Annotated in this window: 16 protein-coding genes and 2 pseudogenes; 9 read left to right on the top strand and 9 right to left on the bottom strand. The window is 52.7% G+C overall.

What is annotated here, in order from left to right:
* Positions 1–251 precede the first annotated feature (251 nt).
* Entirely contained in the window at positions 252–575 is a 324-nt protein-coding gene (locus tag ACQZ51_RS18010; protein ID WP_448779310.1) for a hypothetical protein, read from the top strand.
* Positions 576–695: 120 nt separating this feature from the next.
* Here the strand turns inward: ACQZ51_RS18010 and ACQZ51_RS18015 are convergent, their stop codons facing one another.
* Positions 696–1,316: a response regulator transcription factor gene (locus ACQZ51_RS18015; RefSeq protein WP_448779312.1), complete on the bottom strand. Its 621-nt coding sequence runs from the start codon at positions 1,314–1,316 to the stop codon at positions 696–698.
* A complete protein-coding gene (locus ACQZ51_RS18020) occupies positions 1,306–3,132 on the bottom strand; it encodes a PAS domain S-box protein (protein ID WP_448779313.1) in 1,827 nt (608 codons plus the stop codon). Before ACQZ51_RS18020 ends, ACQZ51_RS18015 begins: the two co-directional genes overlap by 11 nt.
* Positions 3,133–3,438: 306 nt before the next feature.
* On the opposite strand from ACQZ51_RS18020, the gene ACQZ51_RS18025 reads away from it, so the two are divergent.
* The 5 genes from ACQZ51_RS18025 (at position 3,439) to ACQZ51_RS18045 (ending at position 7,339) form a co-directional block, all read left to right on the top strand.
* The gene (locus ACQZ51_RS18025) at positions 3,439–4,167 is read left to right on the top strand and encodes an alpha/beta fold hydrolase (protein WP_448779315.1); all 729 of its coding nucleotides are present in this window, start codon (positions 3,439–3,441) and stop codon (positions 4,165–4,167) included.
* Between the two features lie 123 nt (positions 4,168–4,290).
* Positions 4,291–5,268 carry an MBL fold metallo-hydrolase gene (locus ACQZ51_RS18030; protein ID WP_448779317.1) on the top strand — a complete coding sequence of 326 codons (978 nt, stop codon included), beginning with the start codon at positions 4,291–4,293 and terminating at the stop codon, positions 5,266–5,268.
* A 114-nt stretch (positions 5,269–5,382) separates the two neighbouring features.
* A complete protein-coding gene (locus tag ACQZ51_RS18035; protein ID WP_448779319.1) occupies positions 5,383–6,000 on the top strand; it encodes a pyridoxamine 5'-phosphate oxidase family protein in 618 nt (205 codons plus the stop codon).
* 2 nt (positions 6,001–6,002) lie between these two features.
* Entirely contained in the window at positions 6,003–6,476 is a 474-nt protein-coding gene (locus tag ACQZ51_RS18040; RefSeq protein ID WP_448779321.1) for a nuclear transport factor 2 family protein, read from the top strand.
* Between the two features lie 56 nt (positions 6,477–6,532).
* Positions 6,533–7,339 (top strand): GNAT family N-acetyltransferase, encoded by an 807-nt coding sequence (locus ACQZ51_RS18045; protein WP_448779323.1) that lies wholly within the window; start codon positions 6,533–6,535, stop codon positions 7,337–7,339.
* A 307-nt stretch (positions 7,340–7,646) separates the two neighbouring features.
* On the opposite strand, the pseudogene ACQZ51_RS18050 reads toward ACQZ51_RS18045, so the two are convergent.
* A pseudogene (locus ACQZ51_RS18050) lies at positions 7,647–8,147 on the bottom strand (transposase); the annotation flags it as partial.
* A gap of 436 nt (positions 8,148–8,583) precedes the next feature.
* On the opposite strand from ACQZ51_RS18050, the gene ACQZ51_RS18055 reads away from it, so the two are divergent.
* A complete protein-coding gene (locus ACQZ51_RS18055) occupies positions 8,584–9,351 on the top strand; it encodes a GntR family transcriptional regulator (RefSeq protein ID WP_448779325.1) in 768 nt (255 codons plus the stop codon).
* 995 nt (positions 9,352–10,346) lie between these two features.
* On the opposite strand, the pseudogene ACQZ51_RS18060 reads toward ACQZ51_RS18055, so the two are convergent.
* Positions 10,347–11,359: pseudogene (locus ACQZ51_RS18060) on the bottom strand (IS110 family RNA-guided transposase).
* A 437-nt stretch (positions 11,360–11,796) separates the two neighbouring features.
* Here ACQZ51_RS18060 and ACQZ51_RS18065 point away from each other — a divergent pair.
* Entirely contained in the window at positions 11,797–12,519 is a 723-nt protein-coding gene (locus ACQZ51_RS18065; RefSeq protein ID WP_448779327.1) for a sugar transferase, read from the top strand.
* A gap of 1,036 nt (positions 12,520–13,555) precedes the next feature.
* Here the strand turns inward: ACQZ51_RS18065 and ACQZ51_RS18070 are convergent.
* The 5 genes from ACQZ51_RS18070 to ACQZ51_RS18090 form a co-directional block, all read right to left on the bottom strand.
* Positions 13,556–14,584: a hypothetical protein gene (locus ACQZ51_RS18070; protein ID WP_448779329.1), complete on the bottom strand. Its 1,029-nt coding sequence runs from the start codon at positions 14,582–14,584 to the stop codon at positions 13,556–13,558.
* A gap of 168 nt (positions 14,585–14,752) precedes the next feature.
* Complete coding sequence (locus ACQZ51_RS18075) at positions 14,753–15,475, bottom strand: hypothetical protein (RefSeq protein ID WP_448779331.1); 723 nt, start codon at positions 15,473–15,475, stop codon at positions 14,753–14,755.
* Positions 15,462–17,744: a polysaccharide biosynthesis tyrosine autokinase gene (locus ACQZ51_RS18080; RefSeq protein WP_448779333.1), complete on the bottom strand. Its 2,283-nt coding sequence runs from the start codon at positions 17,742–17,744 to the stop codon at positions 15,462–15,464. Before ACQZ51_RS18080 ends, ACQZ51_RS18075 begins: the two co-directional genes overlap by 14 nt.
* Before the next feature lie 100 nt (positions 17,745–17,844).
* Positions 17,845–18,528: a hypothetical protein gene (locus ACQZ51_RS18085; RefSeq protein ID WP_448779335.1), complete on the bottom strand. Its 684-nt coding sequence runs from the start codon at positions 18,526–18,528 to the stop codon at positions 17,845–17,847.
* Between the two features lie 119 nt (positions 18,529–18,647).
* The gene (locus ACQZ51_RS18090) at positions 18,648–19,844 is read right to left on the bottom strand and encodes a polysaccharide biosynthesis/export family protein (RefSeq protein ID WP_448779337.1); all 1,197 of its coding nucleotides are present in this window, start codon (positions 19,842–19,844) and stop codon (positions 18,648–18,650) included.
* 381 nt (positions 19,845–20,225) lie between these two features.
* Here ACQZ51_RS18090 and ACQZ51_RS18095 point away from each other — a divergent pair, with 381 nt between their 5' ends.
* The gene (locus tag ACQZ51_RS18095; RefSeq protein ID WP_448779339.1) at positions 20,226–20,825 is read left to right on the top strand and encodes a transglutaminase-like cysteine peptidase; all 600 of its coding nucleotides are present in this window, start codon (positions 20,226–20,228) and stop codon (positions 20,823–20,825) included.
* Positions 20,826–20,856: the final 31 nt, after the last annotated feature.

Genomic DNA, 20,856 nt, shown 5'->3' on the forward strand with positions numbered 1-20,856 from the left:
CAAGATATCGCTGGGATCACGCTTAACGTATAAATCAGTCCAAGTTTTTATCCGCATCCCCACACAATCCCGAACAGATTTGAGCCATCAAAACTAAAAAAGTTGCAATATCAACGATAGATCGATTGTCGGCCAGCGATATAGCAGATCGGGATGTGGACGTGCGCTTCAGCGCACAGACAGAACTGGCCCGGCGTCATGAGAACAAGCCATCTCAGAATGCGACCGGCACAAGGGATGCTTGGATTCGAATGAGCAAGACGTATCCGGACACGCCCGTTGGTCGATACTTCGTCGTAAAAGGACGGCTGTGGCGTCGCAGCAATCCTGCGATCGATGAGCTCACTTGTGCGGCACTGGTCAAGGATTTGATGGCTGCACGCCGGGCAGTTCGCGATGCATCGGCAGGCTCACCAGCGATGATCGAAGCTCGAAAGAAAGTGGATGCAGCGAAAGTTGCGCTTGGAGAACGCGGTCCGGTCTGGTGGGATGACGGCGCGCCGGACTTCAACCGATATCTGGTCAAGAACACTCCAGACGCTCCTTGGTTTTCGGAGCTGAAAACCCACCAATAGCTGTAACGTTTCTGCCCACAGCGGAATTAGGCCCGATTTGCACATGACAGATTGTAAATTTTATTAGTGCAGACGGATCTCTAGATCCACTGACCTGAAAACTTTCAGCGCAAGACGTTATTACAAGAGATCCCCGGCAATCTTGACGAGATGGGCGACTGATGTTGCCTTCATTTTTTGCATCATGTGGCCCCTGTGCAACTTAACGGTTGGTTCAGCGATGAGGAGCTCTGCCGCAATTTGCTTGTTCAGTTTACCAGCGATCACTAGTGCCATGATCTGTCGTTCACGTTCCGTGAGCGTCAGGTATCTCGATTGGATCGCAGCTTTGACTGTTCTGTCCTCGCGGCGCGCTGCGTCATCGGCAATTGCGCGGTTAACGGCTTCTAACAGATCCTGCTCCCGTACGGGTTTGCTCAGAACGTCGATAGCCCCCGCCTTCATCGCCCGCACTGCCATGGGCACATCGACATGCGCACTAATCAGAACGACGGACCTGGGAAGACCGCTTGTGGCCAACGCCTCTTGAAACTCAAGCCCGCTTTGCCCTGGTAGGCGGATGTCGAGCACGATACACCCGGCTTTTTCTGGATCGTCAGCAGCTATAAACTCTTTGACCGAGCCATGGGTTTCAGCGCTCAGGCCAACAGACTCGAACAACCCCTTGAGGGCTTCACGAACGCTTTGATCGTCATCAATGACGATAACAGTGGGCCGCCTGTTTTTCCTGTCATCGATCAACAGTCTTATCCTCAAACTTGGAAAGCGTGAATTTGAAAACGCTTCCGACAGGATGGTTCGGCGTAGCCCAGATTCGCCCGCCGTGCGCTTCAACGATGGAGCGACAGATAGACAGGCCCATGCCTATTCCTTCGGATTTCGTGGTATAGAATGGTTCAAATACCCGATCGAGCTGTTCTTGCGATATCCCTTGGCCCGTGTCGGAGACACTGACCTCAATCTCGCCCTCCTCGGCCTGCTTGCACGTGACCTTGATTACTGCTTCCTCACTATGGTGCGTCGCCTCAGCGCTATTCATAATCAGATTTAGAAGAACCTGCTGGAGCTGGGTTCGATCGCCCAGGATCGTGAGGGGTTCAATCGTCAGATCCGTCACCACCTGCAGGCCTTTGGATTGCAGCTCTTCCTGCAGCAGCAAAAGCACGTCACTGAGTGCCCTCTTGAAGTCAGTTTTTTCCATCCGTGCGGGGGATCTCTGCGCCATCGCGCGGATGCTCGCGACAATTTCGCCAGCGCGATGCCCATCATAAACGACCCTCTCTGCGGCTAAACGAGCCTGATCGAGATCTGTATGCCCATCTTGCAGCCATCGCAGGCATGTTCCTGCATTGGTTACGATTGCCATGAGTGGCTGGTTGATCTCATGGGCGATGGAGATCGCAAGTTCGCCGATCGTCGTGACGCGAGTGACCTGCGCAAGGTGGCTTTGACTTTGACGCAAAGATTCCTCTGCGCGCTTGCGGTCTTCAATATCAACCACGACTCCGTACCACCGGATGACATTTCCATCGGCATCGAGAAGCGGACTTTGTTGCAGGTTAAACCACCGGTACTCGCCATCGAACCGCCTGATGCGGGCGTCTACGGGATTGGGCTGCCTTGTGACGACGATTTCCTCCCAGGTTATCCGCATGCGTTCTACGTCCTCAGGATGAAACACACGGTAGAAGCCAAAGCCTTGAAGGTCTTCAATCGAAAGCCCTACGAAATCGATAAAATTCTTGTTCCAGTACTCAAGTTGCCCGTCCGGCGTGCACGACCACGCCATGGCAGGAATCGTATTGATGATGAGGTTGAGCTTACGTTCGCTTTCCCTGAGCGCAGCCTCGCTTGCTCGCAAAGCGTTCTCTGCATATTGCAGATTCTCGATATCGATATTGACACCGAACCAGCGCATGTTGCCGTGCGCATCCATCAGCCTCCGACCGGAGAAGTAGAACCAGCGGTACTGTCCATCCGCACCACGAATGCGACCCTTTAATTGTGTGTGGTCGGAAAATTCGAGGTCCCGCTTCCAGATCTCGACCATCTCGGCGATGTCATCGGGATGATAAAGTTTCAGAAAACCCCATTCGAGGATCTGCTCGGCGGGCAGCCCTGCATAGTCAAGCCAACTCTTGTTGACGAAATCCGCACTTCCATCCGGTCGTGCTGACCATACGAGCACTGGCAGCGAATTGATGATGAGCCTGAGATTGTCCTCGCTGGCCGCAAGTGCCGATTTCGTTTCTTTGAGAGCATTTTCTGCCTGCTTTCGATCTTCGATATCAAGAACGACACCGTACCACTTGATGACGTTGCCGTCGGAATCAAGATGAGGCTTCTGCCGAAGACTGCACCAGCGAAAGTGGCCATCTGCGCGTCTGATCCTCCCTTCGACTTCCTTTCCCTTTTTGGAGGCCATGATGACCTGCCACTCCGATCCCAGGTGATCCACTTCATCCTGGTGGAATAGCCGATAGAAATTTTCTCCGGCAATGTCTGAAAGTGGCAGGCCGATATATTCAAGAAAATGCTGATTGGCGAAATCGAGCATTCCATCGGATGTCGTAGACCATGCCATCGCCGGGATCAGATCGATAATACCGGCTGAGTCTCTCTGCGTATCCAAGTCGGTTCCCTCAAGCCATAATATTTGGTCAGAAGCTACCCCTTTTACCGGCGTTGCGTTAGGCAAGATTGATAGACGATGGTCTATTTCCGCAGTTCCTTTGGCTAGCTTCAGGTGACCTAGATCGCAATTGAGACGCTGCTAAAACGCACTTATTGATAGCAGGTAAGTTACTCAGCATCCCCCCCAATCGGTACCGACCGAATAAAAAGCAACCGTGGAGTTTGACGCATGACACTTCAGGAGCACACCGTTGCAGCCAGCCCAAACGAACCCGTCACGATCGTGCTCGTGCACGGAGCATTTGTAGATGCATCCGGATGGCAGGCGGTTTTCGAGCTTCTGTCACAGGATTATGAAGTTCTCGTCGTGCAGAACTCGGCCATCAGTTTCAGCGCCGATGTCGAGCGCACGCGACATGCGCTTGCCGCCGCGACTTATCCGGTGATCCTCGTTGGACATTCCTACGGTGGCGCGGTGATCACCGAGGTTGGAACCGACGAAAGGGTTCGTTGCCTAGTTTATTTGGCGGCATTCGCACCAGACGTTGGAGAGTCCGTGTTTGATCTTGCCTCTACGGATATTCCAGGCGTTGAAGCAGCTCCCCTCCTACCGCCAGCCAATGGGTTTGTGACGGTTGATCCCGTCAAGTTTCCGATGGCCTTTGCTGCCGATATCGATCCAGCACAAGCACGTTTCATGGCTGTCGCCCAGCGACCTTGGGGGTTGGAGGCGGTTCAGGGCAAGATCACGTCTCCCGCGTGGAGAATCAAGCACTCCTTTTATCTTCTTGCCACCGAGGATCGAATGATACCGCCTGCAGCACAGTCGATGATGGCGGCACGAGCAGGCGCAAAGGTCGTGGAAGTGCGAAGCAGCCATGCGGTGATGCTGTCGCAGCCTGCCGCAGTCGCGGCGTTCATCAAGACCGCGGCGGAAGCTGAAGCGAGAGAAAACTGAAGCCTGGAAACCGCTGCATTCATCACGCAAATTATCAAATGGGGAAGTCAAATGCGTAATCTGTTCATGTCGAAACGTTCACCAACGCCTCTGTCATCTTCGCCGGATCGTGAGGACGAAGGCATGCCTCAACTTTCACGCCGCGCCTTTGCAAGCGCCTTGCCGCTCGGCCTTGTCGGGGGAAGCCTCCTCGGAGGCGGTCTGCTGGACTTTTCCCGCACCTATGCCGCGACACCAGAGCCGGCAAAGGCGCCGCCGCCGTTCGCCCAGATCCACATTGGCCGGTTCACCGTGACGGCATTGACCGATGGCTATGCCGATATGCCCTATGACTATTTTCCGGGACGCTCGATCCCCGAGGTCGAGAAGGCTGCAACAGAGCAGTTTACCGCCCGGTCGAGTGGCGTCCGTTTTCTCTTTAATCAGTACCTCATCGAGGATGGCGAGCGCCGCATTCTGATAGACGCAGGCGCCGCCGGTTCGATCGGGCAAACTGGACACTTGCCTCAAGCGCTCGCAGCCCTTGGTCTGCGGCCCAACCAGATCGATGCGGTCATCGTAACCCATATGCATCAGGACCACATGGGTGGACTGGTTCTGGGGGGCAAGAACAACTATCCCGAGGCCGAGCTCTACATCGATCGTCGCGACGTCAAGCACTGGACTGATCCAGCCAAGCGCAGCGGCGCACCGGATTACCTCCAGACCAGCTTCAAGATGGCGGAGGAGGTCGTGCGCTTGTATCCGAGGCTGCAGGCGATGGATGGAGAGCGTGAGATCATGCGGGGCGTTTCGATCGTTGACCTGACCGGCCACACACCGGGCCACATCGGCGTGCGGATCGAAGATGGCGGAGATAGTCTGATCATGGTGTCGGACATGGTTTTTCCGGTGGTGCATCCCGCCGCAACCGATGTGTACTTCCTCTTTGAGCAGGACCGCACCGCTGCGAAAGCAATGCGCGATCGCTTCTTTCCGCAAGCTGCAGCAGAGGGAGCGCTTATTGCTGCTACGCACATGCCTTTCCCAGGTCTTGGACGAATTGTCGCCGACCGAGGCGATATGCGTTGGCAGGTCGCAGACTGGGCTCTGCAGGACTGATGTGCGCCCAGGCCTGAAGGCTACGGCCCCACTATAAATCAGGCTTGCCAAATATGAATAATGCTCGCACCGTGAGACAACGGTGCGAGCCTGCGTAAACATGGGGATCAGAGATTGCCGTATCATTTCCTTGAGGTTGCGGTAACGCCAAGCGTCAGGGCCGCTCAGGCGGCCATGGGTGCGGACCAGATTTGGTTTGGTTCTCACAACCGCCCGTCCGACACGCTCACAGAAAACGAGATCGCCTTCATTGCCGCACGCGACAGCTTCTATATGGCGTCTGTCTCTGAAACGAGCTGGCCTTATGTCCAGCATCGTGGAGGCAAAGCCGGTTTTCTGAAGGTCGTTGATCAACGAACTTTGGCATTCGCCGATTATCGGGGAAACCGGCAATACATCAGCGCGGGCAATTTGGCAGCCAACGATCGGGCCTGTCTTTTTCTGATGGACTATGTGCAACGGGCCCGGCTTAAAATCTACGTTCATGTTGAGCGGGTGACACTTGATGCCGATCCAAAACTGACCGGGCTGGTATCCGATCCTACCTTTAAGGGCCGGGCAGAGGCCGTTTTCAGGCTTCGGCTCGAAGCGTACGACTGGAACTGTCCTCAGCACATCACCCCAAGATACACCGAGCAGCAGATTGAACGCGCCGTCGCGCCGCTTCGCGAGCGACTGCAGCAACTGGAAGCCGAAAACGCAAGCTTGCGATCCCAGTTGGAAGGAGTTTGAAGATGGACGAGCCTCAACGACCACCACTTCCTCACTTCACACTCGAAAGCGCGATCGAAAAAGTTCGCCTTGCTGAAGACGGATGGAACAGCCGCGACCCAGCCAAGGTGGCCTTGGCGTACACTGTAGACAGTGAGTGGCGCAACCGAGCTGAGTTCGTCACGGGACGTGACGCCATTGTAGCGTTTCTCTCGATGAAATGGCGCCGCGAACTGGATTACCGTTTGATCAAGGAGATATGGGCATTCGGGGATGATCGGATTGCCGTGCGGTTTGCCTATGAGTGGCATGACGACAGTGGAAACTGGTTCAGATCGTTCGGGAACGAAAACTGGAAATTCGATGAGAGTGGCCTGATGCGGAAGCGCTATGCCTGCATCAACGACCTGCCCATCCACCCAGACGAGCGCTGCTTCCGATGGCCGCTTGGACGCAGGCCGGATGATCATCCCGGACTGAGCGACTTCGGTTTTTAATCGGCTATCATGTCGTCTATCATTGGCCCGCAAAAACGGCAGTTCAGGAGCATGTCTTGGATTTTCAGATTTCAGAACGCATATCCCCGACGAGGGAAGACGCCATTGAGGCAAAGGCCTTCATGGACCTTCATAGGCTCGCACCTGCGGACTTGCGGGATAGGGAGCAGTTTGAATGCCTGCCCATCAGCGGTGGATGCGCGATCTCCCTGCCTAGTGCGCCTGTGATCGGCCTAAATCGTGTTCTGGGGCTCGGTTCTATCCAAGATTTGGACACCGCATATAACTGGATGCGTCAAAAGGCAGGCAATCGATTTCTGCAATTGAATATCGACGCGGCCTCTGACGAGGTGAGACGCTGGGTTCAAACCAGAGGGCTGTCCGAACACGGTAATGGCTGGTCTAAGCTTAAACTTAAAGCGCCCGTCACAAGCCTTGAGCGGCGCGGCGGTTTCCTCACACGCAAAGTGCGAACAGAGGAAGCCCAGCTCTTCGGATCATTGATGTGTCAGGGCTTCAATTTGCCGCCGGTCTTGATGTCTCTATGGGCCGCGATAGTCAGCAAAGATGGATGGTCATGTTTCTTCGCTTTGGACGGTGAAACACCTGTCGGTTCGGGCGCCGTTTACGTGGCGGGCAAATATGCCTGGTTGGGTGGTGGTACCACACTTCCTGAGTTCCGGAATCGCGGTGTCCAGAAGTCGCTCATTAACAGCCGCATCAACCACGGGCTTGCATGCGGCGTATCTACATTTGTCGTAGAGACAGAGGCTCCCTCCATGGACAAGCCCAATATTTCCTATGACAACCTGCGAAAAATGCGGTTCGAGCGAGCTTACGACCGAAAGAACTTCAAACTCTAGCCGATGACGTTCCATGTTGTCGCATTTTGCGCCTGTCGTAGTTACGATGGCTATCAGGCTCTTCTCTGACGCCACCTTTTTGCTCGTGCGCTTCCGGCTCAGGGCAGATTTTGAGATTCTTGGACGGGGTCGCCAATTGTCTTTAACGCTTCGTCCCAAATGCAACTTTTCGACACGGCGCTATCGACCGCAGCATTTTTCCAACTTTTCGCTCCCGAACCTCTGGGCGCTTTGCGCAAGGAAACTGAAAGGAGGCTCGGTTTGTTTGAACAGTTGCGGGTGTTTGGTTAAGTGGATTCCGCCTCGATTATGCCGCCACCATCATCGGTGCCAGCGCGTTAAAGTAATCCTGATCCTGCGTCTGCCGGTCAAGTGATGAATGTGTGGACGTCGAGTATTCTAAAGGTTCAGACAACGACCAATCCACGCGCGGGCCTCGGACACGGTTATTGTAGGCGTGGAGGTAGACCTCTTCGTATTTGATCGACCGTCAAAGCCGTTCGACGAAGACATTGTCCCGCCACGCGCCCTTGCTGTGCATCGAGACGAAAATCTCAGCTTTCTTCAGCACTACCGTGAAGTCGGTGGATGTAAACTGCGATCCCTGAACGGTATTGAATACGTCCGGCTTTCCAAAGAGCCCGCGCTTCCTCGACCGCGTCGAGAAGAAGTCCGCCTCCATCGTGATCGATAATCGCCACGACAAAACCCTACCGCTGGACCAGTCCACGACGGCGCAGAGGTAGACAAAACCACGCGCCATCGGGATATAGGTCAGCTCCAACGCCCATACCTGATTGGGCCGGGTAGCTGAATTCAAGAATTTGCGGATTACCTGCCGCTTAAAATGCGCTCGAAAAAGTAATTCTACGAGTTCATACGAGATCGATCATTGGACCTCAGCAGAAATAAAGAAAACGAGTCTCCTGAATCGGTTAGTCACTGACAAGCTTGAATCTCAGTTCAGAAATTTGCGAATTAGGTTTAGATGAATTGCGGGCGGTCACAGTATCCAGATTTGGTAACTGCAGCGTCGAACATCAAATGATATAAATGACATAACCTTATAATCTTTTAAATTGCACTGCCCTCTCTCCTGTGAGATTATTTCGAGGAAAAACACAACTTAATCCCACTGCGCGAATGAACGACATGAAGGAAGATGGAAAGTCGGCAGCATCGATAGAGGCCGAACTTCTCAAGTTATTGTCTTAAACGCTCTTGTTTTCTGGATTTCATAATAGATGGCTGATCGACACTCCCCGACCCCGCTCTACCATCGAGTTTACGCGGTCATGCGCGAGCGTATTGTCAAGGGCTATTACCCAGCTGACATAGCGGTTCCGAGCGAGGCCGAGCTTTCCGAGAGCTTTTCGGTAAGCCGCATCACCATTCGCAAAGCCATGGAGATGTTGACAGCGGAGGGTTTGGTAACGCGCACGCGGGGGCGCGGTACTTATGTTACCGATCGTACAAAGGACAATAAGCTTAACCGTGTCGTCGTTTCAAACATAAACAGCCTGTTCAGCTACTTGAATACGGTGGGGAAAAGCACGCGCCTGAAAGTTATCAGCCTCGATCTCGGCGAAGCACCTCCGCGCATTTGCGAGCAGATGGGAGTATCACCGACCACGGAATTGGTTCGCGCCGTTCGTGTACGCTCGCTCGACCGCCGTCCCTACTCACTATCGACAGCCTATCTGTTACCGGAAATTGGCAAGACGTTGGAACGGCAGGATCTTGCGACGACCAATATGATTGATCTGGTTCAAAAAGCTGGCGCTGTTGTGGAACAAGTTGAACAGACGCTGACCGCTACATTGGCAGACGATTATGCCGCAAAACACCTCGAAATACCTATCGGCGCACCGCTGATGCTGGTGAACAGGCTGTTTTTTAACGCGGAGCTGAAGCCGTTCTATGCCGCCGAAATATTCTACCGGGCTGACCGCTACGAATACCGAGTCTCGCTAAAGCGCGAAGATGGCAAGGATTTTTCACTCGGCAATTGACGTGTTCCCGGAATTAAAGCTGATGTCAGGTGAAAATTGCACTTATCTTAGCCGTGCGGGTTTCCCAAGCCAACTTTGTGTGACTAAACCAGCCAAACAATCGCTCCGACGATAATCACCCACATTATGAGCGACACGCATAAAACAACCACATAATTTTTAAATCGCTTCGTCATAAAGGTTATTATGCCTCAGCATTGCCACTGGTTAAACAGCCAATAAAAAGCATACCTTACGCTTTGCTAAATCTCTTGAGCTCATTCTGCATCAATATGAGAAAGTGCCCCGGGATGGTGCACTGGCCTGTGGATAAGTGAGGTGATCAGCCTACCGCGCACAGTGGTCAGTGCAGTCGACGTTCTTCGGTCTAGAACGTGGCGAAGCTGGTCAATAGCACGCGACCACTTTTCTGACAGAGCGAAGGGTAGGCGTAGAGGCAATACCGCGGGCATGGCGACTCTTGAAGCCTCGCTGTTTAAAATCTAGGTAATCGCAATTCGGTCTGGATTCGCCTTCGATAGATAAAGTCAGACCTTTTCGTCTTAAACTGATGGGGAGGATGCCCCCTCCGGTCGGCATCGAGTATGATGCCTGCCCAGCGCCATGGTGGCGCTTACGGAGGAAAGGCAGATGACACAGGTGTATGTCCTTGCGATCGACCTCGCAAAGCGGAGTTTCCAAGTCTGTGCGACGGATCGCGGCGGTGCGTGTGTGGATGCCCCCCGGTTTGGCAAGAAGATTTTTTTGACGGCAGTCCGCGAACGAGGAATTCTATCGGTCGTGTGGCAGGCCTCTTGATGTGGCCTGATTAGCCACGGGCCGGGATGCGGTTCGAAGAACAGGAACCACATCCGTTCAGAGAGCCTTGTGCTCGAGCGCCGGGACTGGTTTACCCCATTCTGAACATTGAGGTACTTTCCGCATCGTTCCGTCAGTCGATCTTCCCACCGGGGCTTGTCGCCCCCGGCATCACCGCGTTCGCGAAAGGCAGCGGATTACGCCATTATGTAATTCTGCTCCCTTGTCATCATTGCCCATATGATGCCCACCATCTTGTTCGCGAGCGCGACAGCTGCCACCATCCGAGGCTTTCGCCCAAGATTTGCTCCAAGCCAGTTGTCCGGTAAGACGCCCTTGCGCACAATCCATTGGATTAGGCTCATGGCTCCGACGATGAGAAGTTTTCGGATGTCGGTCTGCCCCACCTTGCTGACACCGCCCAGTCGTGTCTTGCCACCCGTTCAGTGCTGCCTGGGCACAAGGCCCAGCCAGGCAGCAAAGTTCCGGCCGCTCTTGAATGCACGAAGATCGGGGGCAAACGCGGGGATCGCGCCGGCGGTAGCGGGGCCGACGCCGGGAACGGTGCAAAGTCGACGCATATCTTCATTCGCCTTGGTAGCTTCTCGAAGCTTCAGCATCAGCCCATCGATCTTCTCAGTCAGCAGCCTGATCTGGTCCAGGTGAAGCTCACCAATCTCTCTAACTCAATCAGGGAGATCATTTGTTTGATCAGCCAGAATGCACACCACCGCAGCGAGATTGGTTGGTCCTTGAGCAACGACGATTCCGAATTAACCGAGGTGCCCGCGCAACGCATTGATGGGCTGGGTGCGCTGGCGCACGAAGCAATGGTGCGTTCGGAACGCCACCGCACGCGCCTGATGTTCAGCGCTCTTGACTGCAACATAGTGCATGTTCGGCCGTAGAGCGGCATCTGCAATTGCCGCTGCATCAGCTGCATCATTCTTCTGCCGCTTGACGAAGGGCTTAACGCGAATGGGCGGGATCAGTCGTGGCTCGTGGCCGCAGCCTTGAGCAAAGCGACCCCAGAAATGACTGGTGGCGCAAGCCTCCATCGCGACGACGCAAGTGATTACTCACTCAAAAGCTGCAGCAATCGAGCCCGTGAAAGCACCCGGTTGAATAGAACCGCACCGCCGCGATCCGTCGCACAGACTTGGAAACACCGCTTTGCGAGGTTGATTGCAAGAATATGCACTTGTGTCATCTGCCTTTCCTGCGTAAGCGGCACCATGGCGCTGGGCAGGCATCATACTCGATGCCGACCGGAGGGGGCATCCACCCCATCAGTTCATCAAAGTGGCCGAACGTAAGATCATCAACCATTCGATGACCAGCCGCGATCTGCTACATCGGTGCAACCTATCCCCTCAAACAAAAAAAGCTGGAAAGTGTAACCCCACCAAACTCAGGAACAGCGAAGTATGCTCACTGCTCCAGTTATGCTCACATTTTTTGGCGCAACCATTCGCAAGCAAATTATGGATTTTACAATCATCGAATGTGAATATTTGAATTTATGTTATCACTCCACTAGGAATATCACTATCATTAACCTTTCGTTAACATTCTTAATGACTCAGGCTCTGAGTTGTACTAATGAGATAAGGTAATTCGTCAAAGTATATTCAAAGGTTGATCTAGATGAGGATATCGGAGCTAGGATCCAACGTGGAGTATGCAAATACTAGCGCATTAGAGCGGCACCTGTCCCAGTCCTCTAGAGTTGTGGGAGCGGATGGGTCACAGACTTCTTATTCGCCAGCTCAGGTGGTGACGAAGCGCTCAATAGATATTTTTATCGCTGCATCTGTTCTGCTTGCACTTGCTCCAGTCCTGCTGCTCATAGCCTTGCTTATTAGGCTTGATAGCCCCGGGCCTGCTCTATTCACCCAAGCGCGCTGGGGGCAGAATTGTCGCAGGATTCGAATATATAAATTCCGATCGATGCGTGCTGACGCAGGAGATGCGAGCGGTGTCGCCCAAACCGTGGAGAATGATCCGCGACTGACCCGGATTGGCGCATTTATTCGAAAGACCAATATCGATGAACTGCCGCAACTTCTGAATGTATTGCGCGGCGACATGTCGCTTGTCGGGCCCCGGTGCCATGCGATTGGAATGCTAGCTGCCGGAGTTCGGTATGAGGAGCTTGTTCCTCATTATCACGATCGGCACGCAGTGAAGCCAGGGCTGACGGGTTTAGCTCAGATGCGAGGCTTGAGGGGACCAACCGATAGGCCTGGGAAAGCTCGTGCGCGTATTGCCAGCGACTTGTATTACATCGAAAACTTTTCCATTCGTCTCGATCTTTGGATCATGTTCGGCACCGTGATGTCGGAAATAAAGGGTGGCAAAGGTTTTTGACGCCGTTTTGGGTGTTTAGTGACCCCTTATCCGCTGACTTTTAGCATACCGCTATTGTCGCTGATTGCCTTGCCACGCAATAATTGCTCGACTGTCTTTGAAACGGCCGGTGACTATTCGGACGGTTTGCTTAAAACTGTCAGCCATCCGTCGTATATGCTCTTAGCCACGCTGGTCCGCCTACACGAAAGCATGGGAGGGGCGTCTGACTGTTATATATTCCTCCAAACTCCTGAATTCGACTAAGGTATATTCAGCATGACCGTCGTGGTCGAGACAGCGCTTCCCAACCAATAAGCCGTTTAATCTACGTTGAACACCATATTATAGCGGGTGTAGATCGCCTTCTGGACGCAAAGTAACAAGATATCGGCAATTTTAAACACGCCGATCTTACACAAGCACTCTCCAGCTTTACCAGTGCATTAAATGATATGGGCCGGGGTTGCAGCCAGTATGACGCCGTCCCCGGTTTCTAATCCATCTATTGGGCGGCGACTAACGATCAAACTTCACGGCTACGAGGTTAGGCCGTTCGATATGCCCTCCTCTACTGATCAGAATTTCCGTCTTGCCCACGTGCTCCGGTAGGCCTTCCTGCTCAGTACGTCCCAACGGGCGCGCGAACATCAATGACCTTAGCCTTGATGCTGCAATGAAAATCTCGATATCCGCGAAGACGAATGCAGGCCGGGCTTAGAAGTGTCCCTTACAGAACCTGCAAGTATCCTTTTTCCACGGTCAGATCGCAGACCGCGCGACGGAGGCGAGCGTTCGCGGTCTCCAATTCATTTAAGCGCTTTACCCGATCTCTTCCGCCTTTTGCGTTTACACTGCCATTTCAATGGCTTTCTTTGGCTCATAAACAACGGTTCAAAAAGAACCACTTCTAGATGTGGACGGGCTCCTAAGAGTCAGGGAAAAAATCGGCGCCGGTAAACAGGTCGGTTGCGGCGATGTAAACGTCGTCTGCGGTATCACATCCGGAGCTCACGCTTTCTACGGAGTCTGTCGCCTTAAATCGTCCATAACGAAATCAGATTCGGGGAGCCCCTGTTTCCCATATCACCTTGGCAAGATCCTTGTTTCCTCCGATGATCAGCGTCCCGCCCGGAACCTGGCAGGTGTAGCTCCGAATTCGAATTTCTACGGGAGCTTCTTCGACCACTATGAGTGGGACAGGCATATCGGCAATGAAGTCGATATGTTCGATCACTTGAACGGACAATTTTTTCTCGCTGCCTTTGGCGAAATAGTGTGCGGCGCGACCGTTTCCGGTTTGGCCCGGATTGATGCTGATGAGGTGAGTGGAGCGCTTGTCGTACCACATTTTGAAATTACGCCGCGCACCTTCCGCTGTGCAGCGATCAAGCACGGTATCTTGGCTTTTAAGGTCGAAGATGGAGTCGGATGCTCTCTTTCCGTAACAATTTCGATAGACTACGCCACTCCAACCCGCTTCGTCTGAGAATATATCGCCATTAAGAAATCCGTCATAGTCGGAGATCATGCCTTCGGCATAGACGCGTTCTATCAGGATGTTATCGCCGACATCCTGATCCGACTTTCCACCCAACTGTATAACTGCGCTGATCTTCTTTCGGTCAGTATTTATTGCGCTGGATTGATAGTGCACATCCCGGATAATTACATCGTCCGAGCGTCCGCGCAAACGAATGAGTCCGCCGGATCTTGCATCCATAGACCGCACCCGGTTGACTCGAAGGCCCGGGGCACTGCTCATTATGTCATGCCCCTTATCGCCATCACAGCTTACCAAGCGGCCGGAGCGAAGCATTTCAATATCGGTTATATTAACACCTTCGACGACGCTACCAGGACGGACCTTCAGGATCACGGGGCTGTCGGCAAACTTTTTGGACGCAATCCTCTGCGCAGGTTTCGCTGCAATTCCTTTGCTACTTTGCGGCTGTGCGGATCTTGGTAGATTAGGTGCGGAGGGCGGAGCCTGCTCCGCTTGCTCGTCTGTAGCCAGCGCCGAACCATAGGGTAAGACCGCAGCCGCGAGAACTCCCAGAAAATCACGCCGAAGCAGTTTATTCATATCCACCGCCACCTTCGTTCGTTGTTTAATGCGAAAGAATATCAAGATTGCGTACACTCAACCCAACAACAAGTCTGATTAACTTGAGCGATCCCAATCCCCTGCTTATCGTTCATTAATGATCACAAATACTAATTGCATTGATACAACGGTTACACCCGTTGCTATTTAGAGCGTGCTCTCCGCGTTTTGACAGGGCGGCCAGTCCGTTCTGCAAACAAAATCAGCCTTACGGATTGCTTCACGTAGATACGGCGTCAGTGCTTTGCTCGGCTTCTCGAGGATCTCACGCAGCAGCTTGGGCTCCTGCTGGAGTGAAACAGCAAGATCCTTTTGCACCACAAATGAAGTCTTCTTCAATGTGTTGGCACCGAGTGCGTTGTAGAACCTGACCCTGTCCATCACCACCGAAATTTCTGCTGGTGCCAAGTTCTGGGACCGTGTCATTAACTCGGCAATGCGTTCCGGGTCTTCTGCACCCGCACGGGTTACCATTGCCATCCGTAGCCATAAATTTCCGTCTGTCGGTGTGCACCGGATTGCGTGAGCGATATAGCCGTTCGCTTTGGAAACCGCTTCAAGCCAGGAATCATAATCCTGCGGAGCAAGATTGATCTCTATCCGGCTCAGCACAAGGACAAGACCAGCCTTCAGAATATCAGATCGACAGACATTTTCAGACACAATCTCATTAGAGATAGTGCTTAGCTTTACCACGTCTTTGCGCGTGCGCGGTTCGCCCGACAGCACTGTACGCGAGTAAAACTTTACCCCGCTATAGTCACTGTCTAGCATCAAGGAATTTGACGCTAAAATGATGATATAAAATGCCGTTACACTTAGTAAGGCAGACCCGAAGACGGTGAATATATTCAGCCTAAGCTTGCTCAATGTAATACTTTTGATAGCGTGAATTATAAAATTCCAGTGAGCCAAACGACCTGTAAAGGCGCAGTTTCTGCTCATCGACCTTGTTAAGTATGACACCTAGGCATTTGGAAGCTATGAGATTCTCAGTTTCCAATGTATGGCGGACGACTCGCCGTGATGTTTTGCCCCACTCGGCAACATATACAAATGCATCGATTTTGCGCGCCATCGCTCGCGCATCCACGACTGGGCCAAGCGGTGGTAGATCGAGTATGATATAGTCGTGATCGGCGGCGAGCACGGACAATGCTTCAGACATTCCTGCAGATGTAAGAAGATCCGACGAATGGAGCACCCGCTGCGAAATAACTGCAGGGATAAATCCTAGATTGGTTTTCCTATTGCGAACCAAAACCTGCTGAATCGGCATCTTGCCCAGGATTACTTCCAACAGGCCATAGCGAGCGTTGCGTGCCAAGGACCGGGTTGAGCCTGGATTGCGGAGATCGCAGTCAACAAGTACCGTCCGGCTCCCCTGCTTTGCCAGCAATTCAGCAAAGTTTGCTGCAATGGTCGATTTGCCTTCTCCTGGAAGAGTGGAGATTATCCCAATCGTTTTACAGCCGTCCCCCGGAATAGCGAGGTCAGCAGCAATCTTCGCACGGCGAAGGGTTTCGGCGAAACCTGACAGGGGATGCTCAACGACGTAGTTTGTGACTGAACTGACTTTTTCAATCTCGTTTGCGGACGGGTTAGCTAGTGCTTTCTCGCCCTTGGCCGGTGTCAGCAAGGGCGCAGCGCCCAGAAACTGCAGTCCCAGTTCAGCCGTCACCTGCTCACCAGTGCGGAAATAACGGTCGCGGAACTCCTTAAATGCAGCAAGACACAAACCAATCGCAGCTCCGGCCATCAGGAAAAGCGCCAGCAGGAGTGGCTTGCGTGGATGGCTTGGAACGTCAGACACTTTCGCCTTGGCAATAATGCGTGCATCTGTGACGGGAAAGGACTGCTGCTGAAGAGCTTGCTGATAGCGCTCAAGGAAAAGCTTCAGTAGGTTGCTGTCAGTTTCTGCGGTCCGTTCGAGTTGGCGTAGTTCCACCTGCTTTTCGCCAGCCACAGCTGTCACAACCTTGGCTTTATCCAGGTTTTCTGTTGTTATCCGCTCCTGCGCCTTTGCGACTTCGAGTTCATTTCGGTATGAGTTCGAAATGCGGCGAAGTTCACCGAACATTTGGAGTTTGTATTGCTCCATTTCCGCCCGAAGGCGTATGGCCTGAATGTGGTCGGGCCCGAGGCGATTGGATATCTCACTCTCGCGTTTGGAAGCCTCCAGGTATTTCTTCTGCAAATCGTTGGATATATTGCTGTCCAATGAATCGGCAACGACAGCATTGACATCGCCTTTATCCAGAACTTCCATGATACGGCTGTAACGCGCCTCTGCTTTTGCTGCAGCATCCTGGGCAACGACTAGAGCCCGGGTCAACTCATCGAGTTGCTGATCTGAGACCAGAACACTGCCTGCAGAAAGGAGATTGTTATCGCTCCGAAATTTCTGGACGGCCGTATCGGAAGCGCGTGACTGCTCGCGCAGTTCTGCAATACGGCTATTGAGCCAGCTGCTGGCGCGTTCTGTCGTCTCGAAGTTCGAATTGAGCTTATCGAGCAAGTAGCCTTGCCCTATTTCGTTCGTAATCTGTGCTGCTAGAACAGGATCTGCCCAAGTAAAGCTTACGTTCAAGACATAGGTGCGAGGCACGCGTACCACATCAAGATTCGCAACAATCTGATTAATTGCTGCCCTCCGGCGTGCTGTAGCGGTGTCACCGGTCAATTCATCAGGCACAAACCAATTTTTTACATCAACGAGCTTCCGCACCGTCTTGATTGCGTCAGATAGAAAGCCATCCGATTTTAAAAACTTATCGTTATCTGCCAGTTTCAGGCGATCAACTGCGCCGCCAATAACGGCATCCGATTGCAGCAGCTCAACCTGACTTAATATAGAATTCTCGTTGTCTACCGCATCCTGCACCGTTCGCAGCTCGTTTATCACGCTTGCGTTGCCATCATCCATCAAGATGGTGACTTCAGATGTGTAAAGTTGCTGCGCGGAGAAAAGGTAAATCAACCCTAATGCCAGACCAGCGCAACATGCCACACCGAAGATTTTCCAGCGTCGCGTCGCGATTTGAACCAGTTTCTCGAAGTCGATGACCGGCATTTCCGGCAAAATTGCCTTCTGATCCAACTGGTGACGCGTCGTATCGCTGTGCCTCTGGATATTCAATTTTGAACCTCTCTGGAGGCCACCAGCCCTCGGTGCTTAATGAAAAAGAAGGTCGCGCGTCAACGCGGCCTTCAATATGTTCGAAGGAGCAAAAAATCAGTTATGGAGTCACATCGCTCGGGCTGACAGAAGAAGTGGTTACAACACTGCCGGAATATTTGCGAGATGTGAACGAAAACGGATCATCACCGTTCGTATAGACATCATCTGGAACAATTCCTCGGGTTCCACCCCCGGCATCTCCGCCGCCGCCGATTGATGATGCAGAGGGGCCCGCACCAGAAGCACCGGCAAGAGCAGACGTCTGGACGTCGTCAAGACCTGAGGCGAATGCCTCAGCAAGAACCGGACTGTTAAGTTCAGCAACAGCAACCTGAATTTTCGAAGCATATTCGGCATTCGCTGAAACACACGACGTTGCCGCGCGCGCAAGCCCTGCACCAATTGCAGCCTGCTGGCTCGCGGTTGCGGTTTTTGCCAATTCAAGCAACGGGGTCAGGGTATCCGAAGAAGATGCCGCCAGCGATCTGATGCGTGAAGATAAAACAAGTGCATTCACGTCCCGATCACCGGCAACGTCACGGTATATATCCTCTGGTGCAGCTAGAAACGCAACAATACTCTCATCGGACACCCGGGCCGGAGAAACAAGGCAGCTCACGGCACCTGCAGGACCGGAGGAGACCGGTTGAGTAGAGTCAGTGACCGCTGGAGCAGAGAAGGCGCTTCCCGCTGCAAGGCAAAGACCAATGCTCACACTTAAATATAATACGTTCGGGCGCATGTCTTATCTTCCAGTTCGTTGAATTGGACACTACATATCATCGCCTAACCTGCCGGACAAATACTTAAATCTCAATGTTGAAATTTCGTTAATTTGCCCGCGCACCTGGTAAACAGCAATTAGAATGAGCGCACTGCATCCTTCGCATTGGCGGCATCGATCGGCACACCTGATACAGTCGTCGACACAGAGTTCACAACGTTCAGGAACTTGAGAAGTTCAACAGAATCGGAGTTCGTCGTGTAAAGGATATCCTTGTCCTGCATCGGGAACTTCTGCATTGCAAAGAAGCCAGACGGATCACGAACATTGGCACGGAAAATGACAGGAACGGAGTCGCCTCTGAATTTGGCCGTATCTATGCCAAGGCCCGACAATGACTTGCGGTCAACTTCGCGATACACAAGGACCTGAGACGGGTTGGCGCGACCATCAAGAAGACCGCCAGCCTTACCCATTGCTTCACCAAGCGTGAGATTGGCATCCTCGAAGTCCATACGACCATTGATCCCCGACGCTCCAAGAGCAATAAAGGTCCGGCGTTCACGGTTCACGATCAAGGTGTCATTTGGCGCGAGATAAATGTTTTCAGCAGGCGTGTTGATAAGGTGATCGTAGAGGATTGTCGCCGAACGACCGCCACGCTGTAGTGTAATGTAAGTTTCCACCCCTGGAGCATTCAGTCCGCCCGCTTGGGATATAGCATCCAGAACCCGATCACCCGCCTCGGTAAGCTCAATTTTTGCTGGCGTATTAACGTCACCGACAACTGCTACCTGAGCCGAACGATTACGAACTTTCGTCACAACGACCTGCGGCTCGATTGCACGGTTGGCAAGAGCATCCTGGATTTCGGATTGAACTTGATCGACAGATCGGCCCGAAACCTTGATTCGCCCTGCATAGGGGACATTGATCTGCCCGTTCCGGTCGATGGTTTGCTCTGGTAGCGTGATGAAATTACCGGGACGGCTACCAGCATCCGCCGGAATGAACAGGCCACCAGCCTGAGATTCAAAGATAGCGACCTGAACCACATCTCCTGCACCAAGCGGGATACCAGGCGCGGTGCCGCGTCCACCACCAAAGCCACCAGCGAGAGAAGTAACGCCTTTTTCCTCAAAATAATTCAGCACACGCTGGTCTAGGTCTATCAGAGCATAGTCTACTCCAACCACCTTATTGGCTGAATCTTTGCTGGAAACCTTCAGTGAAGCGCCACTCTCGATATCTCGAAAGGTGGGACCGGAACTTGGTGTAGATGTACACCCCGACAGCAGGGCAAGTACAAGAGTTCCCGTCAAAGCTGAGCGCATTATTCACGAGTCCATACAATAAGTGTTCGCCAAGTACGGCAGAACTTGATTAAGAAATTCTAATTGCAATAACGTTAACTGAGTGTTTAGCTTGTTTCAGGCTGAGACCCCTCATCAGCACGTTACTTGGTACAGTCTCTAACCGCAATTGCGCCACATGGCAAGCGGGCTATATGGCATTGTACACATCCTGCTCTTTAGTTGTTGTTTTGAAGCAACAACGCTTATGTACGCGATCATCTCGCGGATAAGTTGGAAAAGCGGATATTCATAAAATTCGATCTAAATCCTTAGCTTCTGAGCAATTCAGCCCTGCTAGCTTGTCCCAAAGCAAAACACCGAGCCAACGCTTATAGATCGTTACGGGAAGGGCAAGTAGAAATGGGCAAGCTTTCTATTAAAACTGCATTGACAGTCGGCGCTGTAATAGCGAGTTTGAGTTCTGCCAATGCGGCCTCACCAAATGCCATGCGCAGTGTTGGTACCGCAATTGAAGGTGCTTTCGTTTCCGAAGGGCGCCCGACATTAGCTCCATTTGCGCAGGTTCGCTTTTGCCTCAGCAATCCCGTTGACTGCGAGAAAAGCGACGTCGTACCAGCCGCTCCCGAAGATAAAGCAGCACGGCTGATGTTGCAGCAGGTGAACGCCCAGGTGAATTCGTCCATCATAGGTCGAAACGACAAGAAGAACGGAAAGTCGGTTGACATCTGGCAGGTCGGCGCCAAATCGGGCGATTGCGAAGATTACGCTTTGACCAAACGCCGCATTCTGATGTCCAAAGGCTATCCGGCTGCAGCACTGCGTATTGCCGTTGCCTACACATCTTCTGGCGAAGGTCATGCAGTTCTTATTGCAAAGACCGCGACTGGCGACCTGGTTTTGGACAACCGGACGAACGTTATAAAGTCGTGGAGAAATGCGGATCTACGTTGGGTCAAGATACAGTCGGGCTCGAACCCGCATCTGTGGTATACGATGTAACCTTTTAGGAGACGTATCAGACTTCTTGCCG

It is taken from the genome of Agrobacterium sp. CG674 (genome assembly GCF_053521645.1).